The organism is Streptomyces hawaiiensis, assembly GCF_004803895.1.
In the GTDB taxonomy this organism is placed as follows: Bacteria; Actinomycetota; Actinomycetes; order Streptomycetales; family Streptomycetaceae; genus Streptomyces; species Streptomyces hawaiiensis.
In genome coordinates, this window is the sequence record NZ_CP021978.1 from 8,499,500 (window position 1) to 8,519,391 (window position 19,892).

General features: G+C 71.1%; 12 protein-coding genes. 5 read left to right on the forward strand and 7 right to left on the reverse strand.

Annotation, left to right across the window (positions count from 1 at the left end; translation table 11 throughout):
• Positions 1–84: 84 nt before the first annotated feature.
• The 3 genes from CEB94_RS38555 to CEB94_RS41410 are packed head-to-tail and all read right to left on the reverse strand — an operon-like array spanning position 85 to position 5,502.
• A complete protein-coding gene (locus tag CEB94_RS38555) occupies positions 85–1,077 on the reverse strand; it encodes an ABC transporter ATP-binding protein (protein ID WP_175436564.1) in 993 nt (330 codons plus the stop codon).
• Positions 1,070–3,010, reverse strand: a complete 1,941-nt coding sequence (locus tag CEB94_RS41405; RefSeq protein WP_246112049.1) for a dipeptide/oligopeptide/nickel ABC transporter permease/ATP-binding protein — start codon at positions 3,008–3,010, stop codon at positions 1,070–1,072. Before CEB94_RS41405 ends, CEB94_RS38555 begins: the two co-directional genes overlap by 8 nt.
• Positions 3,011–3,024: 14 nt before the next feature.
• Positions 3,025–5,502, reverse strand: coding sequence for an ABC transporter substrate-binding protein (locus CEB94_RS41410; RefSeq protein ID WP_246112050.1), 2,478 nt, complete (start codon positions 5,500–5,502; stop codon positions 3,025–3,027).
• A 206-nt stretch (positions 5,503–5,708) separates the two neighbouring features.
• On the opposite strand from CEB94_RS41410, the gene CEB94_RS38580 reads away from it, so the two are divergent.
• Complete coding sequence (locus tag CEB94_RS38580) at positions 5,709–8,885, forward strand: glycoside hydrolase (protein ID WP_175436566.1); 3,177 nt, start codon at positions 5,709–5,711, stop codon at positions 8,883–8,885.
• A 49-nt stretch (positions 8,886–8,934) separates the two neighbouring features.
• On the opposite strand, the gene CEB94_RS38585 is transcribed toward CEB94_RS38580, so the two are convergent.
• Positions 8,935–10,380 (reverse strand): glyceraldehyde-3-phosphate dehydrogenase, encoded by a 1,446-nt coding sequence (locus CEB94_RS38585; protein ID WP_175436567.1) that lies wholly within the window; start codon positions 10,378–10,380, stop codon positions 8,935–8,937.
• Positions 10,381–10,538: 158 nt separating this feature from the next.
• Here CEB94_RS38585 and CEB94_RS38590 point away from each other — a divergent pair, with 158 nt between their 5' ends.
• The 4 genes from CEB94_RS38590 to CEB94_RS38605 all read left to right on the forward strand — a co-directional run bounded on the left by CEB94_RS38590 (position 10,539) and on the right by CEB94_RS38605 (position 15,339).
• Positions 10,539–11,405: a hypothetical protein gene (locus CEB94_RS38590; protein WP_175436568.1), complete on the forward strand. Its 867-nt coding sequence runs from the start codon at positions 10,539–10,541 to the stop codon at positions 11,403–11,405.
• Between the two features lie 178 nt (positions 11,406–11,583).
• On the forward strand, positions 11,584–12,021 hold the full coding sequence (locus CEB94_RS38595) for a Fur family transcriptional regulator (protein ID WP_175436569.1): 438 nt from the start codon (positions 11,584–11,586) through the stop codon (positions 12,019–12,021).
• Positions 12,022–12,127: 106 nt separating this feature from the next.
• Entirely contained in the window at positions 12,128–14,347 is a 2,220-nt protein-coding gene (gene katG, locus CEB94_RS38600) for a catalase/peroxidase HPI (protein WP_175436570.1), read from the forward strand.
• A 209-nt stretch (positions 14,348–14,556) separates the two neighbouring features.
• Positions 14,557–15,339 (forward strand): carbonic anhydrase, encoded by a 783-nt coding sequence (locus tag CEB94_RS38605; protein ID WP_175436571.1) that lies wholly within the window; start codon positions 14,557–14,559, stop codon positions 15,337–15,339.
• Positions 15,340–15,415: 76 nt separating this feature from the next.
• Here the strand turns inward: CEB94_RS38605 and CEB94_RS38610 are convergent, their stop codons facing one another.
• The 3 genes from CEB94_RS38610 to CEB94_RS38620 form a co-directional block, all read right to left on the reverse strand.
• Positions 15,416–16,807 (reverse strand): Tat pathway signal sequence domain protein, encoded by a 1,392-nt coding sequence (locus CEB94_RS38610; RefSeq protein WP_175436572.1) that lies wholly within the window; start codon positions 16,805–16,807, stop codon positions 15,416–15,418.
• Positions 16,808–16,923: 116 nt separating this feature from the next.
• Positions 16,924–18,642: a VanW family protein gene (locus tag CEB94_RS38615; RefSeq protein ID WP_175436573.1), complete on the reverse strand. Its 1,719-nt coding sequence runs from the start codon at positions 18,640–18,642 to the stop codon at positions 16,924–16,926.
• 207 nt (positions 18,643–18,849) lie between these two features.
• A complete protein-coding gene (locus CEB94_RS38620; RefSeq protein ID WP_175434398.1) occupies positions 18,850–19,803 on the reverse strand; it encodes an IS481 family transposase in 954 nt (317 codons plus the stop codon).
• Positions 19,804–19,892 lie beyond the last annotated feature (89 nt).

A 19,892-nucleotide genomic window follows, 5' to 3' on the forward strand; every position in this document is an offset into this window, starting at 1 on the left:
GTACCGAGGTCCATGTGGCGGTGCCGCGTCCCCTGGCGGACGCGGCACCGCCATGTGCCGACGCCCCGGGTGAGGACTCGCCCGTCATGCCGCAGAGGCCTCTTCCAGGGGGAAGTGGCAGGCGGCTCCGTGGAGCGGCGCACCGGGCGGTGGCGCGGGCACGGTCTCGGCGCACAGGTCCCGCACGCGCGGGCACCGGGTCCGGAACCGGCATCCGGAGGGCGGGTCGGCCGGTGACGGGAGCTCACCGGTGAGCACGATGCGCTGCCTCGGACGCCCGACGGCCGCGGGGGAGGGCGCGGCGGACAGGAGCGCCTCGGTGTACGGGTGACGCGGTCGCTCGTAGACCTCCTCCGTGGCGCCCGTCTCCACGATCTTGCCGAGGTACATCACGGCGACCCGGTCGGCCAGGTGCCGCACCACCGACAGGTCGTGCGAGATGAACACGTACGACAGGCCCAGCTCGTCCCGCAGGTCGCACAGGAGGTTGAGCACCTGCGCCTGCACCGACAGGTCCAGCGCGGAGACGGGCTCGTCGCAGACGATCACCTCGGGCTCCAGTGCCAGGGCGCGGGCGATCCCGATCCGCTGCCGCTGCCCTCCGGAGAACTCGTGCGGAAGGCGACGCGCGTCCGAGGCGCGCAGGCCGACCATCTCCAGCAGCGCGGCCACGCGCGCCGCGCGCCGCGGTCCGGGCACGAGGGACCGGTGGGTCAGCCAGGGCTCCCCGATGAGCTCCGCGGCGGTGAGGCGGGGGTTGAGCGAACCGAACGGATCCTGGAAGACCATCTGCACCTTGCGCCGCCAGGCCAGAAGTTCCGCGCCCGACAGCGCGAAGGGGTCGGCGCCTCCGTAGCGGACGCTGCCCGCGTCGGGTCGCTCCAGCCGCAGCAGGACCCGGGCCAGCGTGGACTTGCCGCAGCCGGACTCACCGACGAGGCCGAGGGTCTCCCCGCGGGCCAGGGTGAGGTCCACCCCGTCCAGTGCCCGTAGCCGCCTGCCGCCCCGCAGGGTCCGCCGGACGGCGAAGCTCTTGGCCAGACCGGTGGCCTCGAGCAGTGCCTCGTGCTCAGGCATCGGCCAGTTCCTTCCCGTAGTGGCAGGCGGCGGCCCGGCCGGCTCCGGTGCCGGTCAGTGCGGGCCGGTGCGTGGCGCAGCGCTCCCGGGCCAGGGGACAGCGCGTACGGAACGCGCAACCCGCCGGGACGGCGCCCGGGTCCGGAGGGCCGCCGGGAATGGAACGCAACCGTGCCCCCCGGTGCTGCTCTGCCGGGACCGACTCCAACAAGCCCCGGGTGTAGGGATGGTGAGGCTTGCCGAACACCTCCGCCACCGGCCCGGTCTCCACGACGGCGCCCGCGTACATGACGGCGACCCGGTCCGCGTGCTCGGCGGCGAGCCCGAGGTCGTGCGTGATCAGGACGAGCGCCGTGCGCTGCTCGCCGCGCAACTCGGCGAGAAGGTCCATGATCTGGGCCTGCACGGTCACGTCCAGAGCAGTCGTGGGCTCGTCGGCGATCAGTACCTTGGGCCGCAAGGCGACCGCCGTCGCGATCAGCAGACGCTGCCGCATGCCCCCGGAGAACTGGTGCGGATAGGCGTCCGCCCGGGAGCGGGCCTCGGGGATGCCCACGCGTTCCATCAGCTCCACCGCTCTGGCCCGCGCCGCCCGCCGGGGCATGCCCTCGTGGATGCGGAACGGCTCGGCGAGCTGCGTGCCGACGGTGAGGACGGGGTTGAGCGCGCTGAGCGCGTCCTGGAAGACCATGGCCAGATGCCGGCCGGCCAGCCTGCGCCTGGCCCGCGGGCCGAGCCCGAGCAGGTTCACGCCGTCGAGGCGCACCTGCCCGCCCGTCACCTCCGCGACCGGGTCGAGCAGCCCGGCGACAGCGTGCGCGGTCATGCTCTTGCCGCAGCCCGACTCGCCCAGTAGCGCGAGCGTCTCGCCCTGCCGCACGGTGAAGCCGACCCCGCGGACCACCTGGACGGGCCCGGCCGGGGTGTGAACGTCGACGGACAGATCCTCGACGGCCAGGACGGCCGTGTCCGCCGGGCGGGTGCCGCTCCCCGCCGCGGAACGCTCCCGCTCGCGACGCGTTGTCCGTCCGGCAGTCCGTCCGAGCGCCTCCCGCCATCGCTGCCCCGGATCGGCCGTCAGCCGTGCCCACGAGGCGAGAACGGTCGCCGACACGGTCGTGACGACGATGGCGAGCCCCGGGAAGAACGCGATCCACCACGCGCTCTGCAGCTCCTGCCGCCCCTGCGCCACCATCAACCCCCAGGACACATCCGGCGGTTGAATGCCGATGCCCAGGAAGCTGAGCGAGGACTCGGCCAGCATCACGAAACAGAAGTCGAGCGCGGCGACGGTGAGCAGCGTGGGCAGCACACTCGGGGCGACATGCCGCCGGATGGCAGCCCAGCCGCCCGTGCCGAACGTACGGGCCGCGTCCATGAACAGCCGGCCGCGCAGTTCCGCCGCCTCGGCCCGGGCGGTCCGCAGATAGACCGGGATCCGGGCCACGGCCAGCACCAGTACGAGGCTCGCGGCACTCGGTGAGAAGACGTACAGCACGACCACGGCCAGCAGCAGGGAGGGGAAGCTGAGGATCACGTCGGCCACGCGCAGCGACACGTTCTCGCGCCAGCCGCCGTGATAGCCGGCCCACATGCCCCACACCGAGCCGACGGCGAGGGAGCACACAACGGCGGGGACCGCCACGGCCAGGGTGGTCCCGGCCGCGGTCAGCAGCCGCGCGGCGACGGGGCGGCCCAGCGAGTCACTGCCGAGGACGAAGGCCCAGCCGTGGTCGAGACTGAAGGGAGGCCGGTCCGGAGCGCGCAGGTTCTGACGGGTCGCCAGGTCCGCGGCCAGCCACGGCCCCAGGAGGGCACACAGCGCCACCAGGACCAGCACCAGGGCCGCCGCGCAGGCGAACCGGTCCCGGAGCAGCAGGGCGAACCACCGTCGCCGTACGGCCGGAGCGCCGGCCTCGGATGTGTCGAGCATGTCCCGTCCTCGGCTCATGCCGCCGCCCGCTGCCGAACCCGCGGGTCCAGGAGCGCGTGGCAGAGGTCCACCAGGATGTTGAGGGCGAAGATCGCCAGTGCGGTCAGGAGCACCGCCGCCTGCAGGACCGCGAAGTCGCGCTGCAGCACCGAGTCGATCATGAGCTTGCCGATCCCGGGCCAGCCGAAGATCGTCTCGACGACCACGGCCCCGTTGACCAGCCCCACGGCCAGGTCGCCCGCGACGGTGAGGGCCGGTGCCGCGGCGTTCCTCAGCGCGTGCCCGAAGACCACCCGGGGTTCGGAGGCCCCCTTGCCGCGCGCCACCTTCACGTACGGGGCGGACAGGGCGGAGACCATGGCGCCCCGCACCACTTGTACCAGCACCCCGAACGGACGGATGAGCAGCGTCGCCACGGGCAGGACCCATGCCGCCGCGCCGCTGGTGCCGGAGGTGGGCAGCCAGCCCAGGGTGACCGCGAAGACCAGCACGCCCATGATGGCGATCCAGAAGTCGGGGACACTCGCGGCCGTGGAGGACAGGAAGCTCGCGATCCGGTCGGTCGCCGAGTTCGGCCGGTAGGCCGCCAGGCTGCCGATGACCACGGCGCCCGCGACGGCGAGGAGCATCGTCCAGCCGGCCAGTTGCAGCGTTGCGGGGAAGGCGCGCAGGACGGCCTCGCCGGCCGGCTGGGCGGTGCGCAGCGACTCGCCGAAGTCGAGGTGCGCGACCTGGGCGAGATAGTCGCCGAACTGGGTGATCAGCGGTTCGTCCAGGCCGTTGCGGGCGGCGAACTCGGCGCGCATCTCGGGCGTCGCGCTCAGCGGCAGATACAGGTTGGCGGGGTCTCCGGTGAGGCGGGCCAGGAAGAACACGCCGAGGATCACCACCAGCAGCGGGATGACGCTGGAGGCGGCGCGGCGGCGTAACAGGGTCAGCATGGGTCCTCCCTCAGTCCGCGCGCCGCATGTCGGCGAGTCGCATCTCGTCGTTGGTGGCCGAGTCGGGCCGGTAGCGGACCTTGGGGAGAGGGCCAGCAGGCCGGTCATGTTGGCCATCACGGCATCCCGTACGACCTCGTCGTTCTGGTAGGCGAACGCGTCGGCGAACGCCCGCTGCCGTTTGCCGCCCGAGGCGAGCTGGGCCTCGTCGATGCGCGCGTCGAACTCGGCGGTGCCGTAGCTGCTCTGGGCGCCCTCGCTGCCGTAGATCTGTCCCATCGTGAACGCGGCGTCACCGGCCTGGTTGCCGTGCTGGGCCTGGAGCAGGGTGGGGCCGGTGTCCCCGGTGGGGAAGGGGCGCAGCAGGTACTCCAGCCAGGCGTTGACGTCGAGCATCTTGATCCTGACCTGCAGCCCGGCCTTGAGCAGGCCGTCCTGGACGACCTCCATGGCCTCGGCGGCCTTCGGGTAGATGCCGTTGCGGCCGATGATGGTGAGGGTGGTGTCGGTCCGTACCCCGTCGGCGCGGGCCTCGGCGACGAGTCGCCGGGCGCGTTCCGGGTCGTACGGCCATGGCGCTATGCGCGGGTTGTAGCCGGTGACGCCCTTCGAGATGAGCTGCCCGCTGGGACGGCCGGCGAAGACGGCCGTCGTCAACCCCTCGCGGTCGATGGCGTAGTTGACGGCCCGACGGACCCGGATGTCGTCCAGTGGCGGCTTGGTGGCGTCGATCCGCAGGTAGGAGACCTCGTTGGTGGTGAACTCGACCGCCCGGTCACCCGCCCCGTCCTCGGGGGCGAGCCCGATCGCGACATCGGCCTCGTTGTTCGTCACCATGGCCGCGCGCACACTGCCCTCGGCGCGCCAGACATAGGTGGCCCCGGAGAAGTCGGGGGCCTTGCCCCAGTAGCCGGGGAAGCGCTTCAGCCGCAGGTAGCGGCCCTGGTTCCACTCGTCGATCCGGTAGGGCCCCGTGCCGACCGGCTCGCGCACGCGGGAGTCGGGGTCGGTGCCGGTCGGCACGATCTCGACGAACGACAGACGCAGGGGCAGGATCGGGTCGGGCTTCGACGTGGTGACGCGGAGGGTGGTGTCGCCCAGGGGCGTGGCCGTCAGCTCGCTGTCGGTGAAGATGTAGCCGTCCACGTTGCAGTCGATGCCCGAGTCCGTGGCCCGCTTGATCGAGAACGCCGCCGCGGCCGCTGTGAACGGCGAGCCGTCGTGGAAGGTGACCCCTTCGCGGAGGGTGAAGGTCCATGACGTGGCCGACGTACGGGCCCACTTGGTGGCGAGAGCGGGTTCCAGGCCTCCGGTGGACGGTTCGCGCTCGGTGAGGGCCTCCGTGATGTTGGCCCGCGTCACTCTGCCCGTCGCCGTCAGCGAGGCGTCACAGGGTTCGAGAGTCGGGGGCTCTTCGGGAAGGACGATGCGCAGGGTGTCCGGGCCGCCGCCGACGGGGTCGGCACCCGCGACCGAACAGCCGGAGGCGGCGAGCAGGACGACGAGGGACGTGACGATCGGGCGACTGCGGGACAAGTCTGGGCCGGGCACGGTTCCTCCGCGTTCACTCGCGTGCACATCAGAGAACGTTGTTTAGATATGTGGACGATCATTATTGGGGTGCCAGGCCGGAACGCGTCAAGGGGTGTGCGCGGGTTCCCAACTCGTCCGACCTCTTGACGTGTTGATTGCCGTCCTAAAACATTCGGGAAGCTCGATTGGTTCTGCGCGGTTCTGTTCGCTCCCGAAGGGAATTCATGTCCAGCAGACATCGCCTCGCCCGGACGGCACTGGCGATCACCGTCCCCCTGGCACTCGGCGCCGGCCTCGTGACCCTGCCGCCCGCCGCCGCTGCCGCCGACCCACCGGCGAGTGCGGTCACGGTACGGATCGACCCGTCCTACCGGCAGCAGGAGTTCGAAGGGTGGGGCACGAGCCTCGTCTGGTTCGCCAACATCACCGGCCGCTACCCCGAACCCATCCGGCAGAAGCTCGCCGAGATGCTGTTCGGCGAGGACGGGCTCCGCCTCAACATCGCGCGCTACAACATCGGCGGCGGCAACGCCCCCGACGTCCGCAAGGACTACATGAAGACCGGCGCGACGATGGACGGCTTCTGGAAGGCTCCCGAGGGCACCACCAGGCAGGACACCGACTGGTGGAACCCCGACAACCCCGAGCACTGGGACTGGTCCGCCGACGCCGGCCAGCGCTGGTGGGTGGACCGCGTCAAGAACAAGGTGACCCGCTGGGAGGCGTTCAGCAACTCCCCGCCCTGGTTCCAGACCGTCAGCGGCTACGTCTCCGGCGGTTTCGACGCCAACACCGACCAGATACGGGCCGACCGCGTCGACGACTTCGCCACCTATCTGGTCAAGGTGACGGAGCACCTGGAGAAGAAGCACCGCATCGACTTCGACACCATCGCTCCGCTCAACGAGCCCAACACCAACTACTGGGGCACCCAGATCGGCCCCGACGGACAGCCCACCGGCGGCCGTCAGGAGGGCGCGCACGCCGGTCCCGAACTCCAGCAGAAGGTCGTCCTGGCCCTGCACCGCGCACTGGAGAAGGCGAAGACCCGCGCCAAGATCTCCGCGATGGACGAGACCAACCCCAGCACCTTCGTCCGCAACTGGAACGCCTACGACAGCTCCGCCCGTGCCGCCGTCGACCAGCTCAACGTGCACACCTACGGCACCGGCATGCGCACCAGCGCCCGCGACAGCGCCAAGGCCGCGGGCCAGCCGTTCTGGATGAGCGAGGTCGAGGGCACCTGGGGGACCGGCTCCGACTTCACCGGCATGGAACCGGGGCTCGGCATCGCCACCCGGGTCGTCGACGACATCCGTGAACTGGAGCCGTCGGCCTGGGTGTTGTGGCAGCCGATCGAGGACTCCATCCCTCAGGCGCAGGCCGGCAAGAACTGGGGCAGCATCCACATCCCGTTCAACTGCACGGCCAAGGACACCCTGGAGACCTGCCCGGTCAAGGCCAACACCAAGTTCCACACCCTGCGCAACTTCACCCACCACATCCGCCCCGGTGACCACTTCGTCAAGGCCGACGACCCCTCCAGTGTCGCCGCCGTACGCAAGTCCGGCCGTGGAGCGACGGTGGTGCACGTCAACAACGGCACGAGCCCGCGCGCGGTGACCCTGGATCTCTCGAAGTTCCGGCGGGTCGCCCCGGGCGCCACCGTGACTCCCGTGGTGACCAGCCCCGACGGCGCGCTCGTCCGCGGCACGCCCGTCAAGGTGAAGAACGACTCGGCCACCGTGACCGTCCCGGCGAAGTCGGTCACCACCCTCCTCGTCGGCGGCGTGTCCGGCACCGCGAAGGACGCCGCGCTCGTCCAGCCCGGCCACGTCTACCGCCTCCAGGGCGCCCAGAGCGGCAAGTCCCTGGCACCGTCCGCCGAGGGCAGCGGCGTCGTCGTGCGCACGGCCGACCCGGCCGCCAAGTCCCAGCTGTGGTCCGTGAAGCAGCTGACCCGGGGCGACGGCAACCGTGAGCGCTACGCCCTCGTCAACGCCGCCGACGGCAGGCGCATGGCCGTACGCGACGACGAGGCCGTACTGGAAGACGGGGACACACCGGCCGCACAGTGGATCATGTCCACCACCGGAGACGGCACCTGGACCTTCGTCAACGCCGCCACGGGCCGCCTCCTCGACGTCGTCGGGCAGTCGACCGCGGACGGCGCCCGTGTGTCGGCCCACCTCCCGACCTCCAACGCGAACCAGCGCTGGGGCGTGAGCGACGAGACGGTGCTCCGTACGCAGCCGGCCAAGGCGTTCACCGTCCCCGGGCGCGCCCCCGAACTGCCCGGCACCGTGACACCCGTCTTCCGCGACGGCGCCCGGGGCGCGCTCCCCGTGCGGTGGACGCTGCCCTCCGAGTCGCGCTGGCGCAAACCCGGAACGGTACGCGTGAAGGGCCGGGCCACCGACGCCCTCGGCCGGGCCGTCCCGGCCGAGGCGGTCGTCACCGTGGACACCATCGCCTCCACCCTCCCGGCCCGCGCCAAGACCTACACCGGGGGTCGGCCCGACCTGCCCGCAACGGTCACCGGCGTAGGACGGCACGGCGGAACCGCCGAGCTCCCGGTCGCCTGGGACCCCGCACCCGACGGCGCGTTCGACGACACCGGCGTGGTGACCCTGCGCGGCACGGCCCGGGTCCCCGGCTCGGACACGGCCGCGGCGACCGTACGCGTCCAGGTCACCGCGCCGAAGGAGACCAACGCCGCGCGCGACGAGGGCGTGACGGTCGGGGCGACCTACACCGAGAGCGGCTACTCCGCCGACGGCCTGCGCAACGGCACCACGTCCGAGAAGGCCTGGTCGAATTGGAAGTCCGGCACGAAGAACCCGTCCGACACCATCACCTTCGCCCTCCCGCAAGCGCGCGATCTGACCAGGGTCGTGACCCACTTCCACCGCGACGGCGGCAACGTCAGCTTCGCGGAGTCCCTGAAGGTGCAGGTGCGCGGCGCCGACGGCACCTGGTCCGACGCGAGCGACCAGGTCGCCGTCGGCACCGAGGGGGCGCCCGTGGCCGACGTCGCGGTGCGCGCGGCCGGCCCGGCGACGGGCGTGCGCGTGGTGATGACGGCCCGCCCGGGCGGCTACATCACCCTCGGCGAGATCGAGGTCCACGCCAAGGCACCGGGCGCTTCCGCCGACGCTGCGGCCGCCTCGATCGAAGTGGACGGCAAGTCCCTGAGCGGCTTCGACCCGGACCGGACGAGCTATCGCGTGGCGGTCGACCGCCCGGACCGGGCAGAGATCACCGCCACACCGCGTGACCCCTACGCGAAGGCGACGGTCGGCAAGGACGTGTCAGGGGGCAGGACGGCTCGCACCGTCTCCGTGACCAGCGAAGACGGCTCACAGACACGGGAGTACAGGATCGAGCTGACCCGCCGTTGAACACACGAAGGCGCGGGGCCCGCACGCCCCGCGCTTTCGTCTTCCGGGATCAGACCGCCGGAGCCGGGTACGTCGGGTACTCCACGCCGGACACGTGCTGCACGACGCGGATGACCTGGCACGAGTAGCCGAACTCGTTGTCGTACCACAGGTAGAGGATCGCGTTGTCGCCGTCGACCTTGGTGGCGCCGGCGTCGACGATCGAGGCGTGGCGCGAGCCGATGAAGTCGCTGGAGACCGCGTCGGGAGCCGTCGTGAAGTCGATCTGGCGCTTGAGCGGCGAGGTCAGGGACACGTCGCGGAGATGGTCGAGGACCTCCTCGCGGGTGGTCTCACGGCCGAGCCGCAGGCTGAGGATGGCTATCGAGACGTCCGGCACCGGGACGCGGATCGAGCTGCCGGTGATGGGCGCCTTGAGGTCCGGCAGCGCCTTGGCGACGGCGGAGGCGGCACCGGTCTCGGTGATGACCATGTTGAGCGGCGCGGACCGGCCGCGGCGGTCGGCCTTGTGGTAGTTGTCCAGCAGGTTCTGGTCGTTGGTGAACGAGTGCACCGTCTCCACGTGGCCGCGCTGGACCCCGAACTCGTCGGCCATCGCCTTCAGCGGCGGCACGATCGCGTTCGTGGTGCAGGACGCGCAGGACAGGATCTGCTCGTCCGGCTTGATCGTGTCGTGGTTGACGCCGTGCACGATGTTGGGGACGTCGCCCTTGCCGGGCGCGGTCAGCACGACCTTGTCGATCCCCGGGCGCAGATGCTCTGACAGGCCCTCGCGGTCGCGCCACTTGCCGGTGTTGTCGATGAGGATGGCGTCCTTGATGCCGAACGCCGTGTAGTCGATCTCGGACGGGTCGTTCGCGTAGATCACTTTGATCGCGTTGCCGTTGGCGACGATCGTGCTGTTCGCCTCGTCGACGGTGATCGTGCCCTGGAACTGGCCGTGGATCGAGTCGCGGCGCAGCAGCGAGGCGCGCTTGACGATGTCCTGCTCGCCACCCCCGCGCACGACGATGGCCCGCAGCCGCAGACCGTTGCCCGAGCCGGACTTCTCGATGAGCAGCCGGGCGACGAGCCGGCCGATGCGGCCGAAGCCGTAGAGGACGACGTCCCGGCCCTCACGGCGCTCGATCTTGTTGGCGCCCGTGGCACCGGCGACGGCCTCGGCGGTGAACTCGGCGACCGACAGGCCGCGGTCGTCCTCGCGGTACGTCGCGGCCAGCATGCCGATGTCGATCTGGGACGGCCCGAGGTCGAGTTCGGCGAGGGTCCGCAGGAACGGCAGTGTCTCGGTGACCGAGAGCTCCGCACCGGCGATCTGCCGGGCGAACCGGTGGGTCTTGAGGATGCTGACCACCGACTTGTTCACCAGGGAGCGGCTGTGCAGCAGGACCGTCACGTCCCGCTCCCGGTGCAGCTTCCCGATGATCGGGATCATCGACTCCGCGATCTCCTCGCGGTTCTTCCAGTTGGTGAACGAGTCGTCGTTGACAGTCACGAGTCCATCTTTCGAGCTAGGCGGCGCTCATATGTTAAACCGTCGATTTCCTGATCATGAACGGGGTGCCTCCGATGCGTTCAGCGGCCTCTCCGCGCGCCTCCGAGGGCAGGTCCTGAGACGATCGAAAGCGGATCTTCCACGCGAAAGGGGTGCTCATGGACTACGACTCCGTGGCCGACGAGTTGTACGCCCTACGCCCGGAGGAGTTCACCGCCGCCCGCGCCTCCGCCATGGCCTCCGCCCGCACCGCCGGCGACCGGGAACTCGCCGAGCGGATCCGGGCGTTGCGCAAGCCCAGCCTCGCCGCCTGGGTCAGCAACCTGCTGGTCCGCGGCAGCCCCGGGGAGGTCGAGCCCCTGCTGCGCCTGGGGGAGGGGCTGCGGCAGGCCCACCAGGACCTGGACGGCGCACAGCTGCGCGAGCTGAGCCGCCGGCAGCACGCGCTCATCCGTGCCCTGTCCCTGCAGGCCCGGCAGCTCGCCGAGGAGGCCGGCCATCCGATCGGCGAGAGCGTGCAGCGCGAGGTCGAGAACACCCTGCACGCCGTCCTGGCCGACCCCGAGGCCGCCCGGGCCTGGGCGGGTGGCCGCCTGGCCAAACCGCTCAGCGCGGCCGTCGGCTTCCCCGCCGTCGCCGAGGGCGCCCGGCCGCAGGGGCCCGCACCCGCTCCCGCCGCCTCCCGCCCGGGCAAGAAGGTGAGCGAACAGCAGCGACGCCGGCTGGCCGAGGCCCGAAAGGACGCCGAAGCCGCCGAGCACGAGCTGCGGGGGCTGCAGGACGCGGCGGCGACCGCGGGCCAGGAGGCATCGGAGGCGAAGCAGCAGGTGGAAGAGGTCCAGCGGCGCGTGGAGAAGCTCGGCGAGGAGCTGGAACGCGCCAGGAGCGAACACCAGCAGGCCCGCTTCGCCGAACGGACGGCCCGGGAACGGGCGCGTACGGCCGACCGCCGGGTCCGTGAAGCCGGCCGCAAGGCCGCGACAGCCGCCGCCCAGCTCGAACGCCTGACCTCATCGGATGCGTGATCGACAGGCGGGTACGGCGATGCGCGGTGCCCGGTGCCCATCGAGACGCGATCATGGCGGCTGTGACTGAACTCACACACCTCAAGTAGGCCGTCCCGCAAAGCCTTACGCGCGCGACACCAAAATTGAACCGTTCGTTTTCTTGAACCAGTCGTGTTTGTGCCGCTAGGTTGGCCGCATGACCGCATCCGGGAACCCGACCACCGCCGAGGAGCTGCGCGGTGCCGGCCTGAGGGTGACGGCCGCCCGCGTCGCGCTGCTCGAGGCGGTGCGGGACGGTGACCACCTCGGCGCCGAGGCCATCGCCTCCGAGGTGCGCGGCCGCGTGGGCCACATCTCCGTCCAAGCCGTCTACGAGGGGCTGCACGCACTCACCGCGGCGGGACTGATACGCCGACTCGACCCACCCGGCAGCCCGGCCCTCTACGAGGGACGGGTCGGCGACAACCATCACCACCTCGTGTGCCGCTCGTGCGGAGCCGTCGCCGACGTCGACTGCGCGGTCGGCCACGCCCCCTGCCTGACCGCGTCCGACGACCGGGGCTTCGCCGTCGACGAGGCAGAGGTCATCTACTGGGGCCTGTGCCCCGCCTGCTCCACCACCCGCAGTTCCTGAGCACGTGATCCATCCGAGCGTTCCTGAGCACGTGACCCACCCCGAGCGTTCCTGAGCACGTGATCCACCCCGAGCACCGTGATCCACCCCGTCCGGAAGGATTTCCATGACTGAGAACCACGACGCGATCGTCACCGACCCGAAGTCGGAGGAAACGGGAGGCGGCTGCCCCGTGGCCCACGGCCGCGCTCTGCACCCGACCCAGGGGGGCGGCAACCGCCAGTGGTGGCCCGAGCGCCTCAACCTGAAGATCCTCGCCAAGAACCCCGAGGTGGCCAACCCCCTCGGTGAGGACTTCGACTACGCCGAGGCGTTCCAGGCCCTCGACCTCGCCGCCGTGAAACGCGACGTCGCCGAGGTGCTCACCAGCTCGCAGGACTGGTGGCCGGCCGACTTCGGCAACTACGGCCCTCTGATGGTCCGTATGGCCTGGCACAGCGCGGGCACCTACCGCATCAGCGACGGCCGCGGCGGCGCCGGCGCCGGCCAGCAGCGGTTCGCCCCGCTCAACAGCTGGCCGGACAACGGCAACCTCGACAAGGCCCGCCGTCTGCTGTGGCCCGTGAAGAAGAAGTACGGCCAGAGCATCTCCTGGGCCGACCTCATGATCCTCACCGGCAACGTCGCGCTGGAGCAGATGGGCTTCGAGACCTTCGGCTTCGCCGGCGGCCGCGAGGACGTCTGGGAGGCCGAGGAGGACGTCTACTGGGGCCCCGAGACCACCTGGCTCGACGACAAGCGCTACACGGGCGACCGCGAGCTGGAGAACCCGCTCGGCGCCGTCCAGATGGGCCTCATCTACGTCAACCCCGAGGGCCCGAACGGCAACCCGGACCCGCTCGCCGCGGCCCGCGACATCCGTGAGACGTTCCGCCGCATGGCGATGAACGACGAGGAGACCGTCGCCCTGATCGCCGGCGGCCACACCTTCGGCAAGACCCACGGTGCCGGCCCGGCCGACAACGTCGGCGCCGACCCCGAGGCCGCCTCCATGGAGGAGCAGGGCCTGGGCTGGCGCAGCACCTACGGCACGGGCAAGGGCGGTGACGCGATCACCTCCGGCCTGGAGGTCACCTGGACCAGCACGCCGACCCAGTGGAGCAACGGCTTCTTCAAGAACCTCTTCGAGTTCGAGTACGAGCTCGAGCAGAGCCCGGCCGGCGCCAACCAGTGGGTGGCGAAGGACGCCCCGGAGATCGTCCCGGACGCGCACGACTCCTCGAAGAAGCACCGTCCGAAGATGCTCACCACCGACCTGGCGCTGCGCTTCGACCCGATCTACGAGCCCATCTCCCGCCGGTTCTACGAGAACCCGGAGCAGTTCGCGGACGCCTTCGCCCGCGCCTGGTTCAAGCTGACCCACCGTGACATGGGCCCGAAGTCGCTGTACCTCGGCCCGGAGGTCCCGGCGGAGACCCTGGTGTGGCAGGACCCGCTGCCGGAGGCCGAGGGCGAGGCCGTCGACGCCGAGGACATCGCGACCCTCAAGACCAAGCTCCTGGAGTCGGGTCTGTCCGTCTCGCAGCTGGTCTCCACCGCGTGGGCCTCGGCCTCCACCTTCCGCGGCAGCGACAAGCGCGGCGGCGCCAACGGCGCCCGTATCCGCCTGGAGCCGCAGCGCGGCTGGGAGGTCAACGAGCCCGACGAGCTGGCGCAGGTCCTGCGGGTCCTGGAGGGCATCCAGCAGGAGTTCAACTCCGGCGCCAAGAAGGTCTCCCTGGCCGACCTGATCGTCCTCGGCGGCACCGCCGCCGTCGAGAAGGCCGCCAAGGAAGCCGGCTTCCAGGTGCAGGTCCCCTTCGCCGCGGGCCGTGTGGACGCGACGCAGGAGCACACCGACGCCGAGTCGTTCGAGGCGCTCGAGCCGACCGCCGACGGGTTCCGCAACTACCACGGCAAGGGCAACCGCCTGCCTGCCGAGTTCCTGCTGCTCGACCGGGCGAACCTGCTCACCCTGAGCGCCCCCGAGATGACGGTCCTGGTCGGCGGCCTGCGCGTGCTGGGCGCCAACTATCAGCAGTCCCAGCTCGGCGCCTTCACCAAGACGCCCGGCTCGCTGACCAACGACTTCTTCGTCAACCTGCTCGACCTGGGCATCGCGTGGAAGTCGACGACCGAGGACCAGACCACGTTCGAGGGCCGCGACGCCGACACCGGCGAGGTCAAGTGGGCCGGTTCCCGCGCCGACCTGGTCTTCGGCTCGAACTCCGAGCTGCGCGCTCTGGCCGAGGTCTACGCGAGCGACGACGCGAAGGAGAAGTTCGTCAAGGACTTCGTCGCGGCGTGGGTCAAGGTCATGAACCTGGACCGGTTCGACCTGGTCTGATCACCCCCGCACGACAGGACGCCCCGGGCCGGCAGGCCCGGGGCGTCCCGCGTTGCCTCAGGGCTCGTTGCCTCAGGCCGCGTTGCCTGCGGGATCGTTGCCTGAGGGATCGTCAAAAACCGTTCAAGGTAAGAACATCACTTACCCAACTCTCACCATGAAAAGGCAAGGAACGCGCCCGCGCCCGAACTCGAGAATACGTTCGGGTCGTGAACACAGATTCCGCTGCCCACAGAGGCGCCGGCCGTGAACCGCACCCGTTCGCCGGTGCACGGCCCACCGCCGGCGGTACCGTCCGCCGCACCCTTCTGCGCACCGCCCTGACCGGGGCCGCAGCGCTCGGCGCGAGCCTCGGCGCCGCCCGGCCGGCCACCGCCGCCACGCCGATCCGGGACACACAACCGCGGCCCGGCACCCCCGGCGAAGCCTTGCGGGAACTGGCCGCGGGCAACCGCCGCTGGCGCGCCTGCCGGGAACGCCACCCGCACGAAGACCCCACCTTGCGCCGGACGTTGGCCACCGGCCAGCACCCCTTCGCGGTCGTGCTCGGCTGCATCGACTCGCGCGTGCCCCCGGAGCTCGTCTTCGACCAGGGCCTGGGCGACCTGATGACCGTGCGCACCGCCGGTGAGGTGCTGGACGAGGCCGTCCTCGGCAGCGTCGCCTACGGCGTCCTGGAACTGGGTATACCCCTGGTCGTCGTCCTCGGACACCAGTCGTGCGGCGCGGTCCGTGCCGCCGTCGAGGCGGAGCAGTCCGGAACCACGCTGCCCGCCCACATGCAGTACCTCGTCGATCAGATAGGCCCGGCCATCGACCACGACAAGGACGGGGACGCCCGGATCGACGCGACCGTGAGCGCCAACGTCCGGGTCGTACGCTCCCGGCTGGCCGCGGAACCCGAACTGGCCGCCAGGATCGGCACCGGCAAGCTGGCGATCGTCGGTGCCCGCTACGAACTGACCACCCAGGCGGTCCACCGCCTGGCCTGACCCCCGCCCGGTCCACCGCCTGGCCTGACCCCCGCCCGGTCCGCCGCCGCACCCGGCAGCGGACCGGGCCGCACCCTCACACCCGCAGCGGGTTGTACCGCGCCGCCGCCATCAGGTACCAGGCGGTCGCCCCCGTGTGCCGGTACGAGTAGTAGCCGAAGCCGAATCCGGTGTCCAGCGGACTGCTCGCGGACACCACCCCGCAGCGCTCGGGCAGCGGCGTCCCACCGACGGTCTGGCCGCCGCCCAGCAGATCCTGGGCCTTCTCGGTGGACGCGATCAGACGCCGGGCGCGGGCCTCGTCGCCCCGCGCCCCCCGGTCGCGCAGGGCGAGCGCGAGGTGAGCCGTCCCCTCGAACCACACGCCGCTGCGGTCGGGCTTGGGCTGGCCGGCCGCGATCGGGGCGTCCTCGTTCGCGAGGAGGCTCGCCGAGCTGAAGGTGACACCCTCGTACGACTGTCCCGCGGGCACCGTGCTGTTGACGCGGCCGGAGTGGTCCAGGACGGCCAGCTCGGCCGCGGCCCAGTCCAGCGAACGGGAGTGGCGGCGCGAGCCGAGCGCGAGGTGCGTCCAGGTCTGGGTGTCCTCCGGGACCGGGGACGTGTTGACCGTGACACCGTCGTTGGTGCCGGTGTAGAAGAAGCCGCCGGACGGCTCCCACATCCGCCGCACGAAGGCCTCGGCCCGCCCACGCCGCTCCTGCCACGCCCGGTCGCCGGTGAGCCGGGCGAGCCGGCCGAACAGGCAGACCAGGTCGGTGTTGTGCTCGGTCGAGGTGAACGGCAGCTTCTGGTTCGCCCCGTCGACGCCGAACTTGAAGCCGCCCAGGGGCTCGTCGGTCCGGCCGGTCCGCTCGATCCACTCGCCGATCCGCACGGCACCGCCGAGGAAGCGGCGTGCCCCGGTGCGCCGGGCGAGGGCGCTCAGCGCGATGCCCGCCCAGGCCATGTCGCCCACGGCCGTGCCGGTGAAGCCGAACTGCGTCCCGACGTTGGCGGTGCCGTCCGCCCGTACGAAGCCGTCGGGCTGGAGCGAGCCGTCGTAGAAGGTGTACGGCCCGACGTTGTAGGCCTGCCGGAGCCTGCCGTCGTCGTACGCCGGGTCGTGGCCCTGGGCGTAGAGCAGCGCGTCGCCCAGCGTCTTGGCCCTGGTCAGGCCGGCCGGGGTCCGGGTCGCCAGGTGGGCCAGGATCGCGAGGGCGTTGTCGTAGGTGAACGCGGTGCTGAACAGGCCCGCCTGGTCGGTGTAGCTCTGCGTCAGGCGGATGCTGCCGTGGCCGGGGTAGGCGTCCATGGCGGCGGCGAGGAAGGCGTGCCCCCGGGCCTGGGCCGAGGCGGGGCGCGCACCGGCGGAACCGGCCGCGAAGGCCTGCCCCGAACCGGCGGCGGTGAGCCCCGCGGCGCTGATGCCGAGTCCGGCACCGATGAGCGAACGCCGGCTGGGCGCCGGGCCTTGTCTGCCAGTCATGGATCTCCCTTGAGAGCGCTCTCAACCAGTGCGCGCTCATTGTGCTGGCGCTCTGCTGTCGGGTCAACGCTCTGTTCGGAAGGGAGAGTTGCAGAGGACGGCGAACGGGGAGTGGATCACTCGCAGACGATCTCGTCACGCGGCGTGTAGTGCGTGCGGTACGGCTCCCGCTTCACTTCCCGGCCGTCGTTGTAGAAGACCCGCTCCACGGTGACGTCGAACCCTTCGAGCGGTGTCTGCGGCACGCACTCCTTGTCGTCGCTCACCTTCTTCTCCGGCTTCTTGACCTCGGTGCGCGGGCCCGTGACCGACTTGATCTCGTCGTACGTGCGGGTGCCGAGGAAGGAGACGGTCACGGAGGTGTCCGTGGACTCGGCCTGGATGTACATGGTCTTGCCGGAGTCGTTGGTGAACCGCAGATCCAGGCTGCCCCAGGCGACCGTCGCCTCGCGGCCCTCCGGGTAGCGCTCGATGTAGAACGAGTGCGCTCCGTGCTCCACGGGCTTGACCCCGGCGAAGAACAGCGCGTTGTAGACGGTCGTCGCCACGGACGAGACCCCGCCGCCGGACGCCTTGGTGAACTTGTCGTCGAGGATGATGATGCCGTCCATGAAGCCGTTGGCCTTGGTGCGCTCACCGACGGTCCGGTTGAAGCTCCAGGTCTCGTCCGGCTTGACGACGGAGCCGTTGATGAGTTCCACCGCCCGGCCTATGTTCTTCGTGCGGTACTCGGCCGGTTCGAAGTGGACGGTGAAGGAGGACATCTTCTCCGTCAGCCCCAGCTCCGCGGCGTTCTCGCGGGTCACCTCCGGCCGGGTCTCGCGCACCTCCACCTCGCCGCTGCGGGCGGCGCCCGACTTGCCGAGCAGCGGCAGCACGGCCTTGCCCAGCGCCTTGTCGGTGACCGACCGGCCCACCGTGGCATCCTCGGCCACCACGGCTCTGTCGCCCTCCGGCCGCAGCTTCGCGTTCTCGGCGGTCGTGGTGATGCCGTTCAGAGGACCGGCCACGGAGGGCTCCGCTCGCAGCCCCTTCGCGTCGAGCTCCGGTCTCAGCTCGCCGTCGCCGTCCGGCCGCATGGTCAGATGCTCGCCCAGCGCCTCTTGGCCGACCGTGAACCTCTTGCCGGCCGCGGTGAGCGTGACGGGGCCCGACATGGCCGGCTCCGCGAAGGTGCGCACCGCCCGTTCCACCTCGCCGGCGGTGACCTTCGGCCGGGTCTCGCGGGTGGGCAGGGCAGTGGCCGGACCGGTGCCACCCCGCAGGAAGGAGTCCCGCAGGGGCCGGACCGCGGCGTTCACATCCAGCGCGTACCCCGTCCGCGGCGCGACGGCCTTCACCCGCCCGTCGTCGAATGTGACGCCGCCGTCCCGGACCTTCTGGTCGAGCCCCTTCGCCAGCTGCCCGAGGGCCGCCCGCGCCTTGCCCTCGTCGAGGCTCACGACCGGCTCGATGGCGCCGCCCGAGCGGAAGAACCCGCCGAAGACACTGATCGGATCGGCGCCGGTGCGCGCCGCCCGGTCGACGGTTCCCTGGACGTCGTAGGAGAGACCCGCGCGCTCCGGGTCGACCCCGTCCGTGCGGTCACCGACCTTCACCGGGAGGTCCCGGGCGCCGGCCGCGCCCAGCTCCCGTTCCAGCTTCCGCACCGCCTCCGCGCGGCTCAGCCCCCCGATCTCCACTCCGCGCACGGTCGTACCGGAGTCGATCTGGCCGCCCGTGAGGAGCAGCCCGGCGAGATACAGACCACCGACCCCCACGGTCAGCGCACCACCGGCCAGGGCGACGGGCGGGAGGGAGGTGAAGTGGAGGACGGAGGCTGTACGGGGGCGCATGGGTCTCCTGAAGATCGATACGAGGGTGCACCCGATGACGCGACGATGCGCGGGCAAACACATCTAGCTATCCACATATCGCGGGCAAGCCGGTATGGCCCAGACCACTTATGTCCGAGATCATTCCGGAATCGGCCGGACCGGCCCGGCCGCCGGGCACGGCCACAGAGTGGTAACGGCGAACAACGAACCGGTCGTTGGCACGGTCTAGGTGTATTGACCCACAGGGTTGTTGACGCGGCTGATCGGGGGTTGGCCTCCGAGTGCGGTGTGGCAGCGATGGTAGTTGTAGGTGTGCAGGAAGGTGTCGAGGGCTGCGGTCCGCTCGTCGTTGCTGGTGTAGGGCTGTAGGTAGGCCCACTCGTCGAGCAAGGTGCGGTTGAAGCGTTCGACCTTGCCGTTCGTCTGGGGTCGGTAGGCGCGGGTCAGCTTTCCTGTGGCGCCGATCTCAGCGAGGGCCTGCTTCCAGGCCAGTCCCTTGCGGTAGGCCCAGGCGTTGTCGGTGAGGACCCGCTCGACTGCGGTGATGCCGTGCGCGTGGAAGAACGCGGCCGCGCGGGTGAGGAAGCCCGCGCAGGTCGCGACCTTCTCGTCCGCCTGGATCTCGCTGTAGGCGAGGCGGGAGTGGTCGTCGACGGCGGAATGGACGTAGTCGAAGCCCATCCCGCGGATGGGGCGGCCGGCGTCGCGGCCGCGGACTTTGTGGCCACCGCCGTCGGGTATCCGGCCGAGTTTCTTCACGTCGACGTGGATCAGCTCGCCCGGGCGGTCGCGTTCGTAGCGGCGGATCACGGTGCCGGTGGGCCGGTCGAGCCAGGCCAGCCGGTTGAGGCCATGGCGGGTCAGGATGCGATGCACGGTCGAGGCGGGCAGGCCCAGGACCGGGCCGATCCGGGCCGGCCCGAGCTTGCGGGCCCGCCGCAGCTCGCAGACTTCCCGCTCGGTGGCGGCGGGGGTGCGTTGCGGGGTCGTGAGCGGTCGGCTGGAACGGTCTGCCAGACCTGCCGAGCCTTCGGCCCGCCACCTGCGCACCCACTTGTGGGCAGTAGCCCGTGAAACACCGAGCTCGGCGGCGACATGCGCCACCGGCCGCCCGGAATGGACCCGCTCGACCAGCAGCCGCCTGCCATGAACGGTCAGCCGGGCATTACGGTGGGACACGAAGACCTCCTGTGCGGTGCAGTCCTAGACAGCTCCACCACACCGGAGGTCTTCGCCTTTGATCAACTCGAGCACCAGGTGTCAACAAC